This is a genomic window from Psychrobacter piechaudii (assembly GCF_900162825.1).
Lineage (GTDB): Bacteria > Pseudomonadota > Gammaproteobacteria > Pseudomonadales > Moraxellaceae > Psychrobacter > Psychrobacter piechaudii.
On sequence record NZ_FUGE01000112.1, the window covers coordinates 1 to 21,006 of the forward strand.

The 21,006-nt window shown below is 41.9% G+C and carries 18 protein-coding genes; 11 read left to right on the top strand and 7 right to left on the bottom strand.

The features are described from left to right. Nucleotides 1-82: 82 nt before the first annotated feature. Together tnpB and A1019T_RS05545 are read right to left on the bottom strand one after the other, a co-directional pair. Nucleotides 83-427: an IS66 family insertion sequence element accessory protein TnpB gene (gene tnpB, locus A1019T_RS05540; RefSeq protein ID WP_077450781.1), complete on the bottom strand. Its 345-nt coding sequence runs from the start codon at nt 425-427 to the stop codon at nt 83-85. Next, nucleotides 424-819, bottom strand: coding sequence for a transposase (locus A1019T_RS05545; protein WP_167366842.1), 396 nt, complete (start codon nt 817-819; stop codon nt 424-426). The genes tnpB and A1019T_RS05545 overlap by 4 nt, the downstream gene beginning before the upstream one ends. A 371-nt stretch (nt 820-1,190) precedes the next feature. Between A1019T_RS05545 and A1019T_RS05550 the strand changes: the two genes are divergently transcribed. The 9 genes from A1019T_RS05550 (at nt 1,191) to A1019T_RS05590 (ending at nt 10,607) form a co-directional block, all read left to right on the top strand. Continuing rightward, entirely contained in the window at nt 1,191-1,619 is a 429-nt protein-coding gene (locus A1019T_RS05550) for a PaaI family thioesterase (RefSeq protein WP_077450783.1), read from the top strand. Between the two features lie 244 nt (nt 1,620-1,863). Beyond that, the gene (locus tag A1019T_RS05555; protein ID WP_077450784.1) at nt 1,864-3,222 is read left to right on the top strand and encodes a serpin family protein; all 1,359 of its coding nucleotides are present in this window, start codon (nt 1,864-1,866) and stop codon (nt 3,220-3,222) included. A 49-nt stretch (nt 3,223-3,271) separates the two neighbouring features. Next, the gene (locus tag A1019T_RS05560) at nt 3,272-3,730 is read left to right on the top strand and encodes a DIP1984 family protein (protein WP_077450785.1); all 459 of its coding nucleotides are present in this window, start codon (nt 3,272-3,274) and stop codon (nt 3,728-3,730) included. 825 nt (nt 3,731-4,555) lie between these two features. Then, nucleotides 4,556-5,398: a trehalose-phosphatase gene (gene otsB, locus A1019T_RS05565; RefSeq protein ID WP_077450786.1), complete on the top strand. Its 843-nt coding sequence runs from the start codon at nt 4,556-4,558 to the stop codon at nt 5,396-5,398. Continuing rightward, on the top strand, nt 5,395-6,933 hold the full coding sequence (locus tag A1019T_RS05570; RefSeq protein WP_077450787.1) for an alpha,alpha-trehalose-phosphate synthase (UDP-forming): 1,539 nt from the start codon (nt 5,395-5,397) through the stop codon (nt 6,931-6,933). Before otsB ends, A1019T_RS05570 begins: the two co-directional genes overlap by 4 nt. Before the next feature lie 35 nt (nt 6,934-6,968). Then, nucleotides 6,969-8,105 carry an acyl-CoA dehydrogenase family protein gene (locus A1019T_RS05575; protein WP_077450788.1) on the top strand — a complete coding sequence of 379 codons (1,137 nt, stop codon included), beginning with the start codon at nt 6,969-6,971 and terminating at the stop codon, nt 8,103-8,105. Continuing rightward, complete coding sequence (locus A1019T_RS05580; protein WP_077450789.1) at nt 8,093-9,043, top strand: PIG-L deacetylase family protein; 951 nt, start codon at nt 8,093-8,095, stop codon at nt 9,041-9,043. Before A1019T_RS05575 ends, A1019T_RS05580 begins: the two co-directional genes overlap by 13 nt. Next, nucleotides 9,033-9,773, top strand: a complete 741-nt coding sequence (locus A1019T_RS05585; RefSeq protein WP_077450790.1) for a class I SAM-dependent DNA methyltransferase — start codon at nt 9,033-9,035, stop codon at nt 9,771-9,773. Before A1019T_RS05580 ends, A1019T_RS05585 begins: the two co-directional genes overlap by 11 nt. Nucleotides 9,774-9,890: 117 nt before the next feature. Next, nucleotides 9,891-10,607 carry a glycosyltransferase family 2 protein gene (locus tag A1019T_RS05590; RefSeq protein ID WP_077450791.1) on the top strand — a complete coding sequence of 239 codons (717 nt, stop codon included), beginning with the start codon at nt 9,891-9,893 and terminating at the stop codon, nt 10,605-10,607. Between the two features lie 366 nt (nt 10,608-10,973). Here the strand turns inward: A1019T_RS05590 and A1019T_RS05595 are convergent, their stop codons facing one another. From A1019T_RS05595 to A1019T_RS05615, 5 genes are all read right to left on the bottom strand, one after another. Continuing rightward, nucleotides 10,974-12,644 carry an AMP-binding protein gene (locus A1019T_RS05595; protein WP_077450792.1) on the bottom strand — a complete coding sequence of 557 codons (1,671 nt, stop codon included), beginning with the start codon at nt 12,642-12,644 and terminating at the stop codon, nt 10,974-10,976. Nucleotides 12,645-12,976: 332 nt separating this feature from the next. Then, nucleotides 12,977-14,047, bottom strand: coding sequence for a CaiB/BaiF CoA transferase family protein (locus tag A1019T_RS05600; protein ID WP_077450793.1), 1,071 nt, complete (start codon nt 14,045-14,047; stop codon nt 12,977-12,979). After that, nucleotides 14,040-16,211 (bottom strand): 3-hydroxyacyl-CoA dehydrogenase NAD-binding domain-containing protein, encoded by a 2,172-nt coding sequence (locus A1019T_RS05605; RefSeq protein ID WP_077450794.1) that lies wholly within the window; start codon nt 16,209-16,211, stop codon nt 14,040-14,042. The genes A1019T_RS05600 and A1019T_RS05605 overlap by 8 nt, the downstream gene beginning before the upstream one ends. A gap of 112 nt (nt 16,212-16,323) precedes the next feature. Continuing rightward, complete coding sequence (locus tag A1019T_RS05610; RefSeq protein WP_077450795.1) at nt 16,324-17,532, bottom strand: acetyl-CoA C-acetyltransferase; 1,209 nt, start codon at nt 17,530-17,532, stop codon at nt 16,324-16,326. Nucleotides 17,533-17,790: 258 nt separating this feature from the next. Continuing rightward, on the bottom strand, nt 17,791-18,942 hold the full coding sequence (locus A1019T_RS05615) for an acyl-CoA dehydrogenase family protein (RefSeq protein WP_077450796.1): 1,152 nt from the start codon (nt 18,940-18,942) through the stop codon (nt 17,791-17,793). Between the two features lie 195 nt (nt 18,943-19,137). On the opposite strand from A1019T_RS05615, the gene A1019T_RS05620 reads away from it, so the two are divergent. Continuing rightward, nucleotides 19,138-19,839 carry a TetR/AcrR family transcriptional regulator gene (locus A1019T_RS05620; protein WP_208608038.1) on the top strand — a complete coding sequence of 234 codons (702 nt, stop codon included), beginning with the start codon at nt 19,138-19,140 and terminating at the stop codon, nt 19,837-19,839. Nucleotides 19,840-20,141: 302 nt separating this feature from the next. Beyond that, nucleotides 20,142-20,735, top strand: a complete 594-nt coding sequence (locus tag A1019T_RS05625) for a hypothetical protein (RefSeq protein ID WP_077450797.1) — start codon at nt 20,142-20,144, stop codon at nt 20,733-20,735. Nucleotides 20,736-21,006: the final 271 nt, after the last annotated feature.

Here is a 21,006-nt window from a genome sequence, read left to right on the forward strand (position 1 = left end):
TGGGGTCTTTTGATAAGTCGGATAAGTTGGCAACAGTCATGGCGATATGTTGCCAGAGTTTTATTTGCCTGTCATCTGCTATTTATAGGATGGGGGTTAATTTATCTTTGCCCATGTTACGCCAAGGCAGTCCACTGATTAAGGCATTAAATTGTTCACGGTTGATGCTGATGCCAGTTTGAGTGGTGGTGAGCGGCTTGGTTAAGCCATGAAATTTATTGTCATCAAGCTGACGGCTACAAAGCCATACGCCAAGACCATCATGAATGAATACTTTTAGGCGTGTGCCTGCTTTGTTGTAAAACAGGTAGGCACAGTGAGGGCGAATGCTTTGATGCTCGGTGGGGATGTGGGCCAGTAGTTTGCCACTACCACATCGCATGTCCATAGGCGTGGTGGATAGCCAGATGTGAGTGATGGGTATCATTGCAGTCCTCGTAGTAGGTCAATCAAGCTTTGGGTGTCAATTTGGGCAATGTTGAGGCTTATCGTCCCAGATGCTCGAGATGTGGTTTGCAGTTTGATGTTTTGTATGACGGATGCTGAGCCTAGATATGTGACTTCAGGTTCAAGATGGATTGGGATAAAGTGCGGGTTTGGATCATGAGGACTGTTTATAGTACCAGGTAATGTGTCAGCTTGAGCATGTGCCCGCTGATACTGGCGTTTCCAGTTATGTAGAAGGTTTTGGTTAATGCCATGCTCTCGAGCGATACTGGCAATTGATCGATCTGAGTCTGTCGCTTCTTTTACTAAAAGCGCTTTAAACTCGGCGCTGTAAGTTCTTCGTTTGGGTGTATTAGGAGATTGTGTTGTCATGTTAGTGTCCACGATTATTTGTTCATGGACACTATCTCGCATTTTTTAATAGAAAAAAAGATGGGATGGTCGGATGCTTACATTAAAGTTGATATCAGTCTTAATAGTAACGGAATTAATCGTGAAATGCTCTCTTAAGTGATTAGCCCGTATTATGAATACGCATCTGTAATACCTGACCGCTCACTAAAGATAATACTTTTTTTAAATTAGCTTGCTGTTCTTTTTTAGACTATACCTCTCATAAAACCGTCAAGCACTTTAAAACTAGTGCTCTGACCTAAAAATGGCTCTATAATTTTTTATCGTAATAAGGTGGAAAGTTAGGATAGAATAGAAGTACCAATAACAGTTAGATTAAAGGAAGCCCTATGTCAGCAACCAAGGAAGAGATAGCTGAGTTCATGAAGTCTGAGTTCCCTCAAGCAAAGTACAAGATTGAAGCAGTAAATAGCAGTGGGTCAATTTTATCCCATGATATTGGTTTAGATGATTTGAGACCTGGAGGTACTGTATCGGGACCTGTAATGATGGGAATTGCTGATGTAGCTCTTTATGTGGCTATCTTAGGTAGAATTGGCATAGTACCATTAGCAGTAACCACGAGTCTAACTATCAATTTCTTACGTAAACCAAATGCAAAATCACGCATTATTGCTGAGTGCAAACTGCTAAAAGTTGGAAGAAGTCTAGTCGTAGGCGAGGTTTCTTTATACTCAGATGGATCGGACGAATTAGTTGCCCATGTTGTGGGAACCTACTCGGTACCACCAGCTAAGAACAAGTCTGAAAATATGTAAGAGATATCAATTTAAAGCCCTTTGCTTAAATCCTAGGGAGTAGATCAGGCGTCTTTACGGGCCTAGTTCCCTAGTGAGGACTTGGATCTTTGGCTGTAAGTTAGCGTTATTTATAGCAGGTCCGTGTAGTTAAATATTATGCTCACAGCTATGCTCCAATTAGTATTAGCATATATTTACTGGATTCAGCCAAAACTTTATATATATTTAGAATATCATTCGAGTTTTGAAAGGATACAAAATCGTGAAAGGTAATAATCAATACGTTTATGAAAAGTCTACAAGCAAGCTCATTATGGGTATGTTTGCTTTGGGCAGCTTAATCGCCATGAGCGGTTGTAATAGCAGTCTTATTAATAGCCAGCCGATGCAGGTAGTGAATAATAAACCTATAGCAAGCAAGACTGAGAACGCTTCGCCCCCAAAGACTGATAAGGATTATGTCGCTGCTGACGACTCTGCTGCGACAGCAGATGGTATCTCTCAAGTGGTTAGTGCCAATAACCAGTTTGCTATTGAGCTATATCAGCAAATAAATAAGCAGCCGAAACAATTAGATAAAAATGCCTTTTTCTCACCCTATAGCTTGTCTACTGCAATGGCAATGCTCTATATCGCAGCAGAAGGGGAAACGAAGCAACAAATTCAAAAGACCTTTCATTATCCGCCACTAGCTATCCTCAATCCTAATAGCGCTGCACTATACAATCAATTCAATAAACCCAATCCAAATTATGATTTAAGCACGGTTAATAACTTATGGATGCGTCAAGGCTTGAGTCCCAATCAGACTTACTTAGATACAGTACAACGCTACTATGGTGGTCAAGTCACCAACCTTGATTTTAAGAACAGTCCAGAATCTTCACGTCAGATTATTAATAAAACCATTGCCAAGCATACCAAGCAGATGATTCCTGAGCTGCTTGCAAAAGGGAGTATCGAGTCATCTACAGCCACTGTACTAACCAACGCAGTGTATTTTAAAAGCGAATGGGCACAGCCACTTGGATTAAGAAATTGGGAACAGCCTTTTTACAATCTTGATGGCACAACGACTAATACAAATTTAATGTATGGCATAGAATACTTCGATTACATGGAAGATGAACAAGTGCAAGTGGTAGAACTGCCTTACAAAGGCGATGATCTATCAATGCTAATCGTATTACCAAAATCAAAAGAGGCAGCTGCTATGCAAAAGCTGGTAGCCAACTTGAGTACCACTCAAATTGATAAATGGACTAAGCAATTAGAGAATAAAGAGGTTTTTCTCATTATGCCTAAATTCAAATTAGAAGAAAACTATCAGATGGAGCCGTTGTTGGCTAAAAAGGGGATGCCCATAGCTTTTGGGAGTCAAGCAGACTACAGCTTATTCAATGATGACCTTTCGTTAGCAGTAGACTCCGTTATTCATAAAGCAGTGGTTGAGGTTGATGAAAAAGGGACGGTTGCGGCAGCTGCTACATCCATTGTTATTAGCGTTGTTTCTGCGTCATACAATGCTGAATTTACAGCCGATCATCCGTTTATCTTTATGATTAAAGACAATAAAACCGATGCGATATTGTTCTTAGGGCAGGTAAATAAACTTTTGTAGGAAACAGCTCAATAAGGGTATACTAATAAGGTCTTAAAAGGAGCTAAAAATGAAACTCGCAGAAGCCCTACTTATTCGTAGCGATATGCAAAAAAAACTTGCTCAAATTAAAGGACGTATTCGTAGTAATGCTAAAGTTCAAGAAGGCGATACGCCAAATGAAGATCCAAGTCATCTAATAATTGAGGCTAGTCAAGTCATTACTGAGCTATCTACTTTGATTGAACGTATTCACCGTACCAATGCAGTTGCTAAGACGGATAAAGGTCAATCAATGCTGACGCTATTGGTTGAACGCGAGGCGTTGGAGATGCGCCACAAACTATTAATTGAAGCAATTGAAGCGACCGACACTGAGGCAGATCGTTATAGTCATCGTGAAATTAAATGGAATATTATGGTCTCAGTAGCTGGGTTACAAAAGCAAGCCGATGACCTGGCGATGAAACTACGCAAAATTAATATTGTCATTCAAGCCAATAACTGGCAAATTAACCTTGTTGAATAAGATTTGTAGACTACTTTATAGTCATAAATGAATAGAACCACCTATTGGAACCGATTGGGCGAGTGTCAGACCCCTTACCTACACAACAGGGGGTTGAAAACATACTGTAGTGTTTGTCATGCGTTGCGGGTAGACGCTTTTTTTACTACTTATGCCCCGAACACATCACAGCTCACAAGGTACTACTTAGACCTTACTACCAGATACTGACAGTCGGTTTCAACTTTACGTTTAATGCCTCTTGATACGCCGATTATCAAGAGCGTCATCTACGAGTACTACGCATTTACCAAACTCAACACCCCGTGTTAAACCTCTCTAATCCACGACTCCATTCAAGTCCTCGCTAGTGAACCGAACCAAGTAAAGCATCTGATTGGTTCTGCTAGGGTATACCCTAGCGGAACCACCTACAAACATCTGATAAAATATTAATAGACACTCAGAAGAAAAACACTCTGTGTCCCGCATGGATTACGACGAACACCTTAATGCCGTTGAAAGTGGGAGGGGATGAAGAAAATTATCTTCACGATAAACTGGCCTTTTTATATGAGTGCAGGTCTAAACAACGATCAGGCTTACTTATCAAGGAATCAGTCGCAGTGACTATGATTATTTAGTTTTTATTGTAAAAAACCTCACCTAAAATCCATACAAAAAGATACATTATTATCATCGCAATATCCCTAACTATATGCCACGATACTAAAGTGGTTATTTTTATAATAAGTATAATTATTAGACAGTTACCTAGAAATAACTTTGCATTCATACAAGATTATATTTCAATAAATACTCTGTTGACAGGTAAAGGGAAAAACCGTGGATTCAGCAAATACTTCTGATTTTATTACCTCTGCTACTTATATCGATCCGGACAAACTTGCTAACTTTTTATCTGACAAAAAGCCTTATTGCTTATTTTTGGATATAGATGGCACCCTTGCTGAGTTTACAGTTGACCCCAAAGACAGCTTTATCCCAACGTCCACCTTAGATCTAATACAAGCTATCCAAGATTATGGAGTTAAGGTTGCTGTCGTCACTGGACGCAGTCTTAATGAAGCTAAGCAAATGTTATCCCTCTTAGAGGTTCCCATTGCCGCGACACATGGCTTACAGTTATCGTGGCTGAACGGCAATATTGTCAATATTAACCTGGCACAACTAACCCAAATCAAAGATACAGTTACTCACTACTGCCTCCCCTACCCCGATCTATATATAGAAAATAAACCCTACTCCTGTACTTTACATTATCGTAAAAATCCTACTTTAGCGGATATCAGCTATGACCTGATGTCAAAAGCAATAGCAAATTTTGATAATTGGAGTGTTAAGCAAGGTAAATATGTCTGGGAAGCTATACCTAAATCGGTAAATAAGGGCTTAGCAATATTAGATTTATTGCAGCATATATCACTTAGCGAGCCACTATGCCCTATTTTTATTGGCGATGATATTACCGATGAAGCGGGATTTGCAGCGGTTCAAAATGTCAGTATTGGATTAGACTCTGATTATAAATCTAAAAAACTGTTAACAGGGATGGGTATTAAAGTAGGTAATGAAGCTACTTGCGCCAACTATTATGTACAGGATATTGATGAAGTCAGAGACTTACTGCATAGCTTTCTAAAAATTGCGATGAGTGACAGCTTATGAGTCGCTTAATCGTCCTCTCAAACCGAGTAAAAATGCCTGACAATAATCCAATGGCTGGTGGACTTGCTGTTGCATTATCTGACGTATTGATTGAAAGTTCAGGAGTTTGGATGGGATGGAATGGCCAAATTGATGATCATAATATTGTGACCGATACTGCTGTCCCTTATAGCTATAATCAGAGTAACGATAATGAGTTTAGTACTAATAATAAAACAACGTTACTAACTGCGGACGCCACTATCTCTGCGCCAAAAATTACTTATATCACTACCTCGTTAACTCCTAAGCAGTACCAACATTATTATTGCGGCTTCGCCAATAATGTGCTGTGGCCCTTAGCGCATGAGCAAACCGATCTCATTGATCAATCACCGTTAGATTATGATAGCTACCAATCGGTTAACTTGCTATTTGCGAAACAACTTAAGCAGTTTATCCAGCCCGATGATGTGATTTGGGTCCATGATTATCATTTTTTGAGTGTCGCCTATTACTGTAGACAATTGAGTATAACCAACCGTATTGGCTTTTTTTTGCACATTCCCTTCGCTCCTCTAAGCTTTTGGCAACAGCTTGATAGAAGCCCAGAGCTGATTAGACATCTAGCTCATTATAATGTCATCGGTACTCAAACCCAGCAGGATAAATCTAATTGCTTACAGGTCATTAGGCATTATTTACAACATAGCACAATAATTCAGCATACTAGTTCGTATCGTTTGACCCTTAATTTTGGTTTAAGCCGTCCTCATTGCTTGTCAATCGATGCCTATCCCATTGGGGTTAATGTGGTTAAAATCCAAAAGTTTGTCAGTAATCTAAATGCCGAGCGCGCCGCAACCTCTTCTACAACTATCAATAGGAAAGCCGCTAACCAGAAGATTATCGCCGTAGATAGGATTGACTATTCTAAAGGTCTGTTAGAACGCTTTTCAGCCTATAGTATATTTTTGCAGCAATATCCGACCTATCAAAATCAATTAAAGCTATTACAAATAGCCTGTCCTAGTCGTTTAGATTTGGGGGTATACCAAAGATTTTATGATAATGTCAGACAATCGGTACGTGACATTAATCAACAGTTTTTGATCAATGACAAAGCTGTAGCGTATGTTAATGCAATTTATAAAGCGCCTTTAGAGAGTCATTGGCAGCCAATCTGCTATTGCGAAAATGTATTAAGTCATGAAGCCTTGATGAAAACTTTTTGGCACAGTGATATCGGCTGGGTAAATTCGCTTAAAGATGGTATGAATTTGGTCGCTAAAGAATATATTGCGGCCCAAAACCCAGACAATCCTGGGGTGTTATTACTCTCACGCTATGCTGGTGCTGCAGAACAAATGCAGGCCGCCGTTATTATTGATCCCCAGAAGCCGGAGAGTATTATTGAAGGACTCAGTACTTCACTTACCATGCCCCTGCAGGAGCGAAAAGAGCGCCATCAAGCTCTATTAAAGGGGTTAAAGCAAGATAACTTACAGTCTTGGCAGCAAGACTTTTTGGATGACTTATATCAAGTGGTTAAATAATTATCTGTCCATTATAGACAGCTTAGGAATTTACTATGTCAATTCTAGAGTCTAGAAACGATTTATTGTCCAATATTAAAGCCAGTGTTGAAGCCCTATTGCCTATCGATAAGGACATGAAACTTAGTAATACTTTTAATATGACCGATGACATCCGCCATAAGGTGTTAAAAGTATTGATAACTTTCTCTGCCAGAATACCTCATCCTGCTCAATCCAACTCAACTAGTAATGGCAATAGAGTTAGTAATGGTAGTATAGCTAGTAATATAAATATAGACAGCATAAGCAACAATAACGACTCGCTTACTTTACTGCGCTGGAAAATATTGGCCTATGTTTCACGGATAGACTTAACCATTGCCAAGTGGTTTGAGTCGCATCTTGACGCCCTAAGTATCTTATATGAGTTAGGTTATGGTGAAACGCAACAAGGGCTTTGGGCGGTATGGGCAGCTGAAGGACACCCTAACCCGGTTCATTATCAAGAGGGCAAAATAAGTGGCTGTAAATCTTGGTGCTCAGGTGCCAATATCGTGGACTATGCACTAATAACTTACCGTGATGACGAGGGTAAGTCGCAGCTAGTGACCGTTGATATGCAACAAAAAGGCATCGACATTGATAATAGAGCTTGGCAAGCGGTAGGCATGCAGGCCACAGACACTGCAACTGTTAGCTTTGATAATGTTTCAGCCCCACAAGTAGGTTCGCCCAATGCTTATCTAGACCGTGTCGGCTTTTGGCATGGTGCCGCAGGAGTGGCTACTTGTTGGTATGGGGCCAGTGCTAGCTTGGCATCGTACCTGGTCGAGTCATATCAGCAAAAGCCTAACGACTATAAAGCCATGTATTTGGGGCAAATAAGTAGTGATTTAGCCGTCTCTCGCCAGTATTTACATCAAGTTGCTCAGTTGATAGACAGTCAACCTGAAAATAATCATGAGCTTTCCATTCGCCAGTTAAGAACAAATATTGAGCAACTGGCACGACAAGTGATAGAGACTGTTGGACAAGCTTTAGGGGCTGCGCCTTTTTGTGGGAATGCGCATTTTGCTACTTTGTCAGCGGATCTAACGGTATTTATTCGTCAAAGTCACGGCGCTTTTGATTTACAAAGCATTGGGCAGTTGACCTGCCTGCAAGTAGGAAGTAATAGATGGCAACTATAAGCTCTGATACCGACATGTCTTTATCAAAATCTCAATGTAGTCACTCAGACAATAAAGACGGCTCTAAAAACACAGAGCATAATCTTCCTATCGTTGGCGACCGTGTCATTGAAGGGGAAGGAACCAGTCAACAAGCTTGGCAGAATTGGCAAGGGTTGCATGACTTACCCAGACTCGATATTAGTAAAGATTTTTCTGCAGATCTGACCTCATCTGAGCCATCCGCTGTATCATCTAATTCCCTTTCCACTATAGCCTCTGCTAACTATAAAACAGCGGGGCAGCCTCCTCGGGTATGTATCTTTGCGCCGCACCCTGATGATGAGATATTGGGCTGTGCTGGATTACTGCAACAGTTAGCTGCTAATGGCAACCCCTTATTATTGGTCTATGTCACCAATGGCACCCAAAGTCATCCGGACTCTGCGATTTACCCGCCCCATAAACTAGCAGTTATCCGTCCTAACGAAAGTCTTGCCGCTTTAGAAGCACTGGGTATAAAGCATCAAGTCACAAGCGTAGCTTTGAATTTGCAGGATGGTCAAGTATTTGAACACCGCCATCTATTACACCAAAAACTCAAAGCTATTATTCAGCCAAACGATATCCTAGTCACGCCTTTTGAGCACGATGGACATCCTGATCACGAAGCCACAGGCCAAGTAGTCACAGCCTATGCTAAGCAGCATAGTTTGGCTTGCTATCAAGCCTTAATATGGGCGTGGCATTGGGCTAAACCAGCTGATAATCGCATACCTTGGCAAAAAGCGGTCAGACTTGAGTTAACTGCCGAGCAATTACAGCGCAAAGTGGATGCCATTCATTGTTTTGAGAGTCAAGTTAGCGCGGATGACAGTACCGGCAATCCCCCCATTTTATCTTGCCAAACTATTGCCCGAGTTAGTCAGCCTTGGGAGGTATACCTATATGAATCATAAAACTAACCCTACAAATGACAGTTCACCGACTAGTAGCCCTACTGATTCAGACTGTCATTCTTATTCAGAATCCTATTTTGATGCGTTATATCAGGACAATACCGACCCTTGGCAATATCAAACCCGTTGGTACGAAGGACGTAAACGCGATATGTGTCTGGCGGTCTTACCCCAAGCCGAATACAGCAGAGCTATTGAATTAGGGTGTGGGAATGGCGTGTTTAGCGAGCTACTCGCTCAGCGCTGTCAGTCTTTACTGAGCATTGATGGCAATAAACAAGCGGTACAACTAGCAAAACAAAGGTTGGCACAATCGCCACATGCCCAAGTGTTACAAGGGGTTATACCTGAGGTATTGTTTACTATTGATAATAAGCTTAATTCACACAAACCACTGGCTACGAAACCGCCTTACGATTTGATTATAATTAGTGAGATTTTATATTATTTAGCAGCTGATGATATAGATAGGGTCATTGCTTGGATTGAGCAAAATCTTGCTACTGGTGGCACCTTACTCTGCTGTCATTGGCGGTATGACATTGAAGGTTTTCAGATGAATGGCGAGAAGGTCCATCAGCGCTTATATCAAGCGTTTAATCAAATAAAACAAGCAAATACTCATGCTCTGACTTTTACCCATCAAAGTAAAGTTGTCGATAGCGATTTTTTATTAGATATTTGGCAAAAATCGTCAAATACAGTCGCTATGAGTGAAAATTTGGTTTAAAGCTATCTTTATAACCGAGTTAGTAGCAATAAGTTTAACCCTCGGATAGAGAGCAGAGCGACAGCATAAGATGGACAGGAAGAGGATTAAAATAACACGCAATGCAAGAGATGAGAGATGTCCACTATAGACAGTAAGCTGAATCCTGATTTTAAAATTGGCATTGTCATTCCGGCTCACAATGAAGGCGACTCCATTGCAGAATGTCTCGCGTCGATTAAGACCGCTATTAAGCAATTGCCTGACTCTATTGAAGCCCTTGCAATCGTGGCACTCGATAGCTGTACAGATGATACCCTCAATAAGGTTAGAGCTGCAGGCATCGATCCTATTAACTGTAACTATCGCTGTGTCGGCCGAGTACGTGATGCCGGTATTCGTCAGGCGATTGATCAAGGGGCTACATGGATTGCCTGTACCGATGCCGACTCTATCGTAACTACAGACTGGCTGGTGCAGCAAGTTACCCATATTTTACAACGCATCGATTCTAAGCCGTCGATAGATATGATTTGCGGGGTGGTGAATATCGATAAATGGGATCATTTAACCCCTAAGACCAAAGCTGACTATCTGGCTCATTATCAAGATAAGATGGGACATCGCCATATCCACGGTGCAAATTTGAGCTTTAGCAGTGAGGCTTATCTCAAGGTAGGCGGGTTCGCTTCCCTACCTTGCCATGAAGATGTGGACTTGGTAAATAGATTTGAGTCCCAATGCTTTAAAATTTTATGGAGTAATAAAGTGCGTGTCATTACTAGTAGCCGATTGCAAGCTCGTGCCAAGGAAGGATTTGCGGCATTCCTGAACAACCTGGAACGGCGCGGTTAATCGACTTTTTGGACTTTGTTTGGCTAGATAATATAATTTTAGAAGCATAGGTATTATTAGAAGTCTTATAAATTAAGTTGCTATCCGAAACAGCAGAAGATGTTTTATTATTAATTATAAGAGCCCCTCCTGAGTTATCTGACCTCGTACACGATGTGGTAAAGCTAATTAAACCGACTAAACTAAATACTGCTTTCCGTGCTCCACCATTATGCTATCCACGTCTGGAGCAATATACCCTAGCAGAACTACCTAAAAGCACCTTATAAGATATTAATAGATACCTAAAACATCCTAAAACCCTTACAAACGATAGCTTGTAAGGGTTTTTCTTATCAATTGAAAGTACTATTAATCTTAAACAGCTTACTTCCTGAGCTTGTGACGCAATATCTTACCAACAGTTGACTTAGGCAGCTCATTAATAAATTCGATTTCACGAGGTCGTTTATAGCCGGCAAGATTTTTCTTACTAAAGGCCATAAGCTCTTCTTTAGTTAGGCTTTTATCATCGGATACCACAAACAATTTTACTGATTGACCTTGCAGCTCATCATCAACGCCTACCACTGAGCATTCTTTAACCTTAGGGTGCATTTCAATAACGCTTTCAATCTCGTTTGGATAGACATTAAAGCCGCTCACAATAAGCATATCTTTTTTTCTATCTAACAGTTTTACATAGCCTTTTTCATCGAGAATTCCCACATCCCCGGTCTTTAAGAAACCATCTTTGGTGAAGAACTTGCTGTTATCTAGGTTATGATAGCCTTTGATAACGTTCATACCTTTAATGCCAATTTCACCTTCTTGATTAACCCCTAGCTCGTTTTCTTCATCATCGAAAATTTTAATATCAATCCCTGGAACCGGCATACCAATGGTGCCATTAAACTCAGTATTGGTTAATGGGTTGGCCGTGCCCACCCCTAGAGTTTCAGACATTCCCCAACCTTCAATAATAGGAAGACCTGTGGCTGCCAACCATCTACGTGCCATTTCAGGGGTTGCAGCCATACCGCCTGCCAATGATAGTTTTAGATTTGAAAAATCAATTGTTTTGAAGTCTTTATGATTTAGTAGGGCTTGGAACAAGGTATTTACTGCAGGCAGCAGATGAAATTGTTCTTTTTTTAGTAGCTTAACAAAGGCGTCAATATCACGAGGATTGGTAACCAGCAAGAAGTGTTGCCCGCTCCGAAAGCCAAGCAAAGAGATGATAAAAGCAAAGATATGATATAACGGCAATGCAATTACGGCCGTTAACTGTCCCTCTTTGTCTCGATCATAGTTTAATGGCTGGAACCATTCGTTATACTGCTGTGTGCCGTAGACCACGTTATGGTGGCTAATCAGAATGCCTTTAGCAACCCCTGTGGTACCGCCTGTGTATTGAATCATCGCTAAGTCATCTGGCTCAATATCAGGACGGGTGTATTTTAAACTTGGACCTTTCTTTAAGACGTTTTTAAAACTAATAACTTTACATTTAGAGCATCTAGATAAATCGTATTTTGGCACGGCTTTCTTAACGTATTTAGCTGCAAAGTTAACAAGGGTGCCTTTCGCTGTGCCGAGCATATCACCGATAGCACTTACCACCACGGTTTCGACAGGGGTCTTATCAATAATGGGCTCTAAAGTGGTACAAAATGGCTCTAAGATAAACAGTAACTTGGCATCAGAGTCATTAAGTTGATGTTTTAATTCTCGTGGGGTGTAAAGTGGGTTAATAAGGGTCAGTACCATGCCGGCACGTAACGTCCCAATAATAGTGGGTAGGTATTGATTGACGTTGGGCATCATTACCCCAACAGTGCTGCCTTTGGGTAATCCCAAGCTTTGAATCCAGGCGGCAATAGCGGTCGACATGTCATCGACTTGTTTATAAGTGTACGACACCCCCATGTTAGTCATGAACTTTTCGTTGGCGAATTCAGTAAGGGTTGAATCAAAGTATTCATTAAGAGATTGATCAAGATAAGGGATATCTTTCGCCACGCTTTCCGGGTAAAACTCAGTCCAAAACTTATTCATAGCCACCTTCCATAGTTATAAATGTCACTTCGGCCTTGAAGTGATTTTGCTGCTTTGTAAAAAATTATCTTAGAAACTTGATTCAAATTAACTCGCTAAACCTAATCCTTAGCAAAGCGAGCTAATTTTTATCAGACATTATCTTTTAAAAGATAAAGTTTGGAGTATATATTTTTAGGGCCCCCATAGATGATATGACTGACTTAAAACAATAGCTTGAAAGTAAAAACAAGCTGTAGACAGTCGCTAAAAACCTAGGCCCTATAAACTACAATAGCACAGTAACTTACCACTACAAATACTTAATGTGCTGTTTAGAGTTGACTTGGCGCTTAACTGACTACTTGCCAACCTGCGGTTGCTCCATACTCATCTTGGTGTGAAAACAGAGGATGAGCTTGAGCTTCTGCAAGCGTAAGCACAGGGGTCACACAAACATCGGTATCAGCAAAGACTTGCTGCCAATGTGATAAGGGCTGGCTTGCAAATTTATCAGCCACTGTCTTCATGGCAGTACGGCTGTTTGGCATGTTCGGTAACACCCCACGTTGCCAATGCCTATTTTTTAAATCTGGCAATTCCAGTGCTTCACAAAGCCCTTGCCAAAACTTAAGCTCAAGTGAGCCGACTGCCATATAGCGCTCATCTGACGTCTTATATAAGCGGTAGCAAGGCAGTAGACCCCCTAAGAAGTCATACTGAGGTACTGGGCTTTTGCCCGTCATTTGCTTGATAAGCTTACCAGTAGACTTTGGCATCACCATATGATGGTAGAGACTGTGGGTCATACTGATATTAATATGACGACCTTTGCCAGTGGATTTGGCCGCAATGACTGCTGACAATAACGCTATCACCGCGGTATCACTACCGCCTGCCAAATCAGCGAATTGGATATTAGGCATGGCTTGCCCACCCTCCGCTGTCTTTAACTGATCGAGCATGCCACTCATCGCCATAAAGTTAATATCATGACCGGCTTTTTGACTCCAGTCATGAGTTACTGACTCGCCATCCGCATGACCATAGCCGGTGATAGACACCATAACCAGCTTAGGATTCAGAGCTTGTAGTGTGCTGAAATTTAAGCCCATAGCCTCAAGTACCCCAGGGCGAAAACTATCGAGCATAACATCCGCTTCTTTTATCTGCTCTTTAATGGCATCGATACCTGCCTCCTCACGGAAATCCACTTTTTGCGTGTCTTTACCATGGTTTAGGGCAGTAAATAATTCACCAAACGCACGAGCGGGATCGCCTTGTGGCGGCTCAATCTTAACCACTTCAGCGCCGAGGTCTGCCAATAGCCTAGTCGCAAAGGGACCAGGCAAATTACGAGATAAATCAACTACCTTAATACCTTGCAGACAGTCAGCCATTTGATCTAGTAATGAACTACTCATCGCTAAACTCCTGACCTTTTTCAGCCATTTCTACTAGAATGTTAGCAGGTTCATAACGCTCACCGTGGGCAGCAGCAAGCTCGCGGCTACGTTCAACAAACTTTTTAACGCCTACTGAGTTAATAAACTGTAGCGTCCCGCCTTGGTTTGGCGCAAAGCCCCAACCGAAGATAGAGCCAACGTTAGCATCGGCCACTGAACGTACCACATTCTCTTCATAGCATTTGGCAGTTTCATTGGCTTGAACGTACAACAAACGGTCAACTAGATCTTGTTGTGAAGGCTGAGCCTCTTTGGTTGGATAAAGATTGGTTAGCTCAGGCCATAAGCGTTTTTCACCATTTTCTGGATAGTCATAGAAGCCTTTACCGACCTTCTTACCTTCACGTCTTAGTTCATTCACCATTTTTTCAACGACTGGCATGGCAGGATGCGCGTTAAAGGTTTTACCTTCAGCTTCTAAAGCACGCTTGGTCTGTTGCATAACATGCAGTGACAAGCTTAGTGAAACCTCATCCTGAAGCGCTAATGGCGGCATTGGCATACCCGCTTTTAGGCCGGCAACTTCGATGCTACGGGGATGAATACCTTCGGCCAACATCGCAATGCCTTCTGAGACATACGTACCAAATACGCGAGAGGTATAGAAGCCGCGACTGTCATTTACTACGATTGGGGTCTTAGCGATTTGACCCACATAATCGAAGCCTTTTGCTAAAGTAGCATCGTCCGTCTCTTCGCCCACAATAATTTCAACCAAAGGCATCTTATCTACCGGAGAGAAGAAATGTAGACCAATGAACTGGTTGGGACGTTTACTGGCTTTGGCCAATTCAGTAATCGGCAATGTCGAGGTATTAGAAGCATAAACGGCCGTTTCTGGAATAACCGCTTCAGCGTTACGAGTACACTCTGCTTTAATATCAATGTCTTCAAATACCGCTTCAATAATTAAGTCGCAGCCTTCTAAGTCATCATAAGACACAGTGGTCTTAATTTTATCTAGTAAAGCTTGTTTCTTCTCAGCCGTTGAACGACCACGACTAATTGCCTTATCCAACAATTTAGCAGAATAGTTTTTACCTTTTTCAGCGCCTTCAATAGAAGTGTCCAAAAGCACCACCTCTATACCCGCTTTGGCTGAAACATACGCAATACCTGCGCCCATCATGCCAGCGCCAAGGATACCCACTTTACTTACTTTAGAGCGCTCAAAGCCTTCAGGGCGTGACTGACCTTTTTTGATGTTATTCAGCTGGGTCCAAAGAGTGTTAATCATGTTTTTAGACACATCAGACAAGGCACAAGCCACAAAATAACGCGACTCAATTTTCAGGCCATTATCGATATCGGTTAAGCAGCCCTCGAACACGCTCGATAGAATATGGGTGATGGCAGGATAGTTGCCATGCGATTTTTGATTGGCCATGGCCGGTGCAATTGAGAAGACCTGAACCACTTTAGGGTGCTTACTATCCCCCCCTGGAATTTTGAAAACTCTTTCATCCCAAGGCTGGCTAGCTTTAGGATTATTGTTGATCCACTCTTTGGCTTTACTGATAAGCTCTTCGTTGTCTTTGGCCGTATCATGAATAACACCAATCTCTACCGCTTGCTGAGGGCGAAGCTCTTTGCCCTGAGTCATTAGCTCAAGTGCTTTTTGAATACCAACTAGACGAGGCAGACGCTGAGTACCCCCACCACCTGGCAATAGACCCAACTTCACTTCAGGTAGACCCAGTTTGGTCTTGGGCGAATCAATAGCAATGCGGTAATGACAGGCCAGAGCCAATTCCAAACCACCACCCAAAGCGGTACCGGTAATGGCGGCTACTACTGGTTTGCCTGAGGTTTCTAACTTACGCAGGCTAGTTTTTAAATCTTCTACCAATTCAAATGCTTGTTCTGCGCTTTCAACCTGGGCCAGTTGATCGATATCGGCACCGACCACAAAAGTTGATTTGCCCGAAGTTAGGATAAGCCCTTTAGCGGCCTCATCATTGATAAAGGCATCGGTTAAAGTGGCAAATGATTCATTGAAACCATCGCCAATTACGTTCATTTTACGATCGCTTTGGTCGATAGTAACGGTGATGATGCCGTTATCAGATTCTGCTGAAAAATTATTTAATGCATTAATGGCGTTTACGCTGTTTGTGCTCATGTTATGTCCTTATTATTTCTACACTTAAGGTAGGGCGTATATTATGTCCGTATCTAGACTTTATAAGATTGTGACCCTGTAATCGATGGCTTGGTAATCGATAGCTTAAGAATTAAACTCGCTCAATAATGGTCGCAATACCCATACCACCACCCACGCATAGTGTGATCATAGCGGTGTTTAAGTCACGACGCTCCAGCTCGTCTAATACAGTGGTCACTAGCATAGCGCCTGTCGCCCCTAACGGATGACCCATGGCGATAGCGCCGCCATTAACGTTCACTTTGTCTAAAGAAACACCAAAGTCAGCAGCAGTATTCATAGGTACCGCAGCAAAGGCTTCGTTAATTTCCCAAAGATCAATATCAGCAGCGGTCATACCCGCTTTATCTAGGGCTTTCTGACAAGCTGGGGTTGGACCGGTTAACATAATAGTTGGCTCTGAACCAATAACTGAGGCCATAGTGATCTTGGCACGTGGCTTCAGACCGGCTTTCTCGCCAGCCGCTTTGCTACCCACTAAGCACAAAGCTGACCCATCAACGATACCTGAAGAGTTACCGGCATGGTGGACATGATTCACCTCTTCAATCGTGGTGTATTTATCTAGGATAACGCTATCAAAGCCCATCTTCCCTGGCATAGCAAATGAGGGGTTTAATTTGGCCAAGGTTTCCACAGAGGTGTTAGGACGAATGGTCTCATCTTTGTCTAATAATAAAAGACCATTGATATCGGTGACAGGCACCACTGACTTATCGTAATAGCCATTTTCCCAAGCAGCAGCTGCTCTTCTGTGCGATTCCGTGGCAAAGGCATCCACATCTTCACGAGTAAAGCCACGCAAGGTTGCAATGGCATCAGCGCCAACGCCTTGTGGCGCAAACTGGGTAGATACGTTGACACGAGGGTCCATATACCAAGCACCGCCATCTGAACCCATTGGCACACGACTCATAGATTCAACACCACCCGCAACCACTAGATCTTCCATACCAGACATGACTTTGGTAGCGGCTAAGTTGATGGACTCCAATCCAGACGCACAAAAGCGCGACAGAGTTAACCCAGCCACGCTCTCATGCCACTCGGCATCGATAGCTGCAATACGGGCAATATCAGAACCCTGTTCACCGACTGGGGTTACACAGCCCAAAACGATATCGTCTACTAAACTGGTATCTAGATTGTGGCGCTGTTGCATCTCTTTTAATAGAGTGCGAACCAGCCAAATTGGAGAAGCTTGATGCAAAGATCCGTCTTTTTTACCTTTGCCGCGAGGGGTACGAATGGCATCATAGATATAGGCAACTTCAGTCATAAAAATCCCTTTTTCATTTTCTAAAATAGTTTTGAACCCATTGACAGTCTATGCACTTTAAAGTTTCAATTTAGCCTTTAAAGCAACGCTGTCTCTGATTCATTATGGCATATTAAGCAGACGCTCAGTGACCCGATTTTATCAACCGTGCTAAAGCCACTGAGATAACTATTTCTCTTTAATAATCGTTTTTAGCAGCCCCTCAAACAAGCCAAGGTGACTGCTAAAAAGTAATCTGAGTATCTATCTAATGAAAGATTACATAAAGCGAGAAGCCAGCTCTTTCATAATCTCGTTAGTACCACCGTAAATCTTCTGTACACGAGCATCTGCGTACATACGGGCGATTGGATACTCGCTCATATAACCATAGCCACCGAATAACTGTAAGCACTCATCGATTACCTTACACTGCTTTTCAGTGACCCAGTATTTGATTAATGAAGCTTGTGGTGCAGTTAGTTTGCCTTCAATCATGGCTTCCACAGCCGAGTCACATAAAGCACGTACCGCTAGGTAATCTGCTTGTACTTCCGCTAATTTAAAGCGGGTGTTTTGGAACTTCCAAATAGGACGACCAAACGCTTCACGCTGTTTAACATAGTCAAGGGTAAGCTCTAACGCCAGCTTAATAGCACCACAACCACTTAGCGCAATAATTAATCGCTCTTGAGGCAGCTCTTGCATCATTTGGATAAAGCCAAGCCCTTCAACACCGCCCAATAGATTTTTCTGCGGAACACGGACATTACTAAAGAATAATTCTGAGGTATCTTGTGCGGACAGACCGGTTTTCTCAAGGTTACGGCCACGCTCGAACCCCTCTAAACCATCGGTTTCAACCACGATTAATGAAACGCCCTGTGCACCCTTTTCACGGTCAGTTTTACAGGCCAATACGATTAAGTTGGCATGCTGACCGTTGGTGATGAAGGTTTTTGAGCCATTAATGATATAGTCGTCACCGTCTTTTACCGCATAGGTCTTAATGGCTTGCAAGTCAGAGCCTGTGGTAGGTTCTGTCATGCCGATGGCACCCACATATTCGCCAGTAGCTAGTTTAGGAATCCAAGCTTTTTTCTGTTCTTCGGTGCCATGCTTTAAGATATACGGCGCAACAATACCCGAGTGGACCATACCTCCAAAGCCTGACTGGTTGGCTTGGGCTTGCGCCAACAGAATAGCGGCTTCGTGACCGAAGTCACCGCCACCACCGCCGTACTCTTCTGGCATTGAGGCACATAAAAAGCCCATCTCACCGGCCTCATTCCAAGCTTCACGGTCAATCTTACCGTTTTTTCGCCACTGCTCATCTTTATCTTCCCAACTTTGGAACATTTTTAAGGCGCTTTCATACACCATTTCATGCTCTTCTGTCATCCAATTACTTTTAAATGCATCAATACTCATATCGTCATTCCTTAACGGGGTTGAGTGATTTAATATATAATGGTAATTATCATTACCGTATCCGAAATATATAAACTAGCAATTTAATCTTGCTATAATAGGGTTTCGGAACTTATGCTACAAAATACTATTTTTATTAGCAACAATTTGATTTAAAATAGTAATTATAATTACCCTTTTTTAGTAGAGAAATATATGAGCAACAAACTGGTTACTTCTGAGGCCAAAACCAACGGTTTAAATGGAACTGATGTGGTAAACAATAAAACATTAGCCCATTTATCTAAAATGCGTCCTGCCACCCTAGACAATATCGAAAAAGCAGTTCATCAACTATTTGCTGGAGAAAATGCACAAGAAGTCACCATGATTCAAATCGCAAAAACTGCAAACGTGTCTTTGCAAACCCTGTATAAATACTTTGGTGATAAACAGACGGTGTTTCATACCATTATGGATAGAGTGCTCGGCCGGCTTGCGGTGCGCATGATGGATCATTTGCAAGGCATTGACAGTGTGGAAGATAGACTTAGAAAGACGTTATGGGTAGTGCTTGACTTTGTGGATAGCAATCCCGATGCGGTAACAGTACTGACCTCGGTATCAGCAACTGATATTCGAAAAATATCGATTTATGAAAATGAAGAGCTCATTGCGGCATTCACCAGTGTTCTAGCAGATGGACAAAGCCGAGGGGTATTAAATGATAAGGTGCCGCTATACGTGCTATTTGATGTGTTTATGGGATTTGTGATGCGTATTGGCACCATGCAGGTAATTAGAAACTCCACTACCCCTTTAACCGATAACTTTGATGATCTGTTTCAAATATTATGGCGGGCTATTTCTAATCCTGAGGTCGAGCCTCTTTCTTCGTCAAAACCTTCTGTTAGATGAGATCCGTAATTTATAGCTGTTATTTTTTAGAAATGGGCTTTTACAAAAAGCAGGTACGCACTCACCCAGCACAGTACTTTATTTAATAAAATAATTGCACTCATCCAATTATAAGTATTTGATTATTAACATATTCTTACATCCTTCTAGTGCCATATAAGATGAATCCTCTAAGTTATTTTAGGGGATTTTTTGTTTTTGGTTGCTTTTAGTAAACCTTATTGACTCCCCCACTTCTAAAAGCTAGTCTTGTTTGAAAACAACTTAAAAAAACTCCCTTTTTTAGAGCAAGGACCTCTCTTATGAATAATAATCAAGCACCTTTATCTTCTACTGATACCAATAGCACCTCAAATTCTTCAGCAGAAACTTCTAATGCTGACTCAATGGCAAAGGTCGAACCCATTAACCCTAGAGCTGCGACTAAAACCAACGAAAACATGCTAAAAAATGTCAGAAAATTTACCCCTCAAAGCACCACAGAATCGGGCAAAAATGTATATAGCGAAGAGGATGAAGAAAAAATTGTCGCTCAGTTTAATGAGTTATTGGATCAAGGTTATAACTTAACCATGACCAAAAAAGCCTTGGCAGTGCACCACAACATCAATACCGGCACCTTAGATGCGCTACGTAAATCTGATGAGGGGCATGACGAGCACGCTGCAGAGAGTCTGAGTACCCATTTGTCTGATCTAGAGCCCAGTGACGCAGAGTATTTTACTATAGTGCAAAAAAAGTTGGACGACATTAACGATGAGTTAAAAGCGTTCGAACAAAAAGTAGCAGATGCCAAAGAATTACTGGCCAATGAAGACAAACTAAGAGCAGAAATCGAGGCGAAGAAAGAATCTTATTTACCGCCAGCTTTTAAGGAAATAATGAATAAAAAATAGCTTATCACTTTTTTATCACCAGTCGCCGTAAAACCACCCTCCCTGCTCTATGCATAGGTATCTACACAACTTAAAAAGAGCAAAAAAGAATGATAGAATCTTCCAGTATGGCATAGATAAAATGGAGCTAGATACGAGGCTCATCAAACGATATCAACAACTCGTACACAATCACACTCACCTAAACGGTTATCTACATGCTGGTATGAAAGCAACTATGGATACTAAAAGCAGTTTTGCTCAGACCCAAGCGTTATGGCGATTTGTGCAT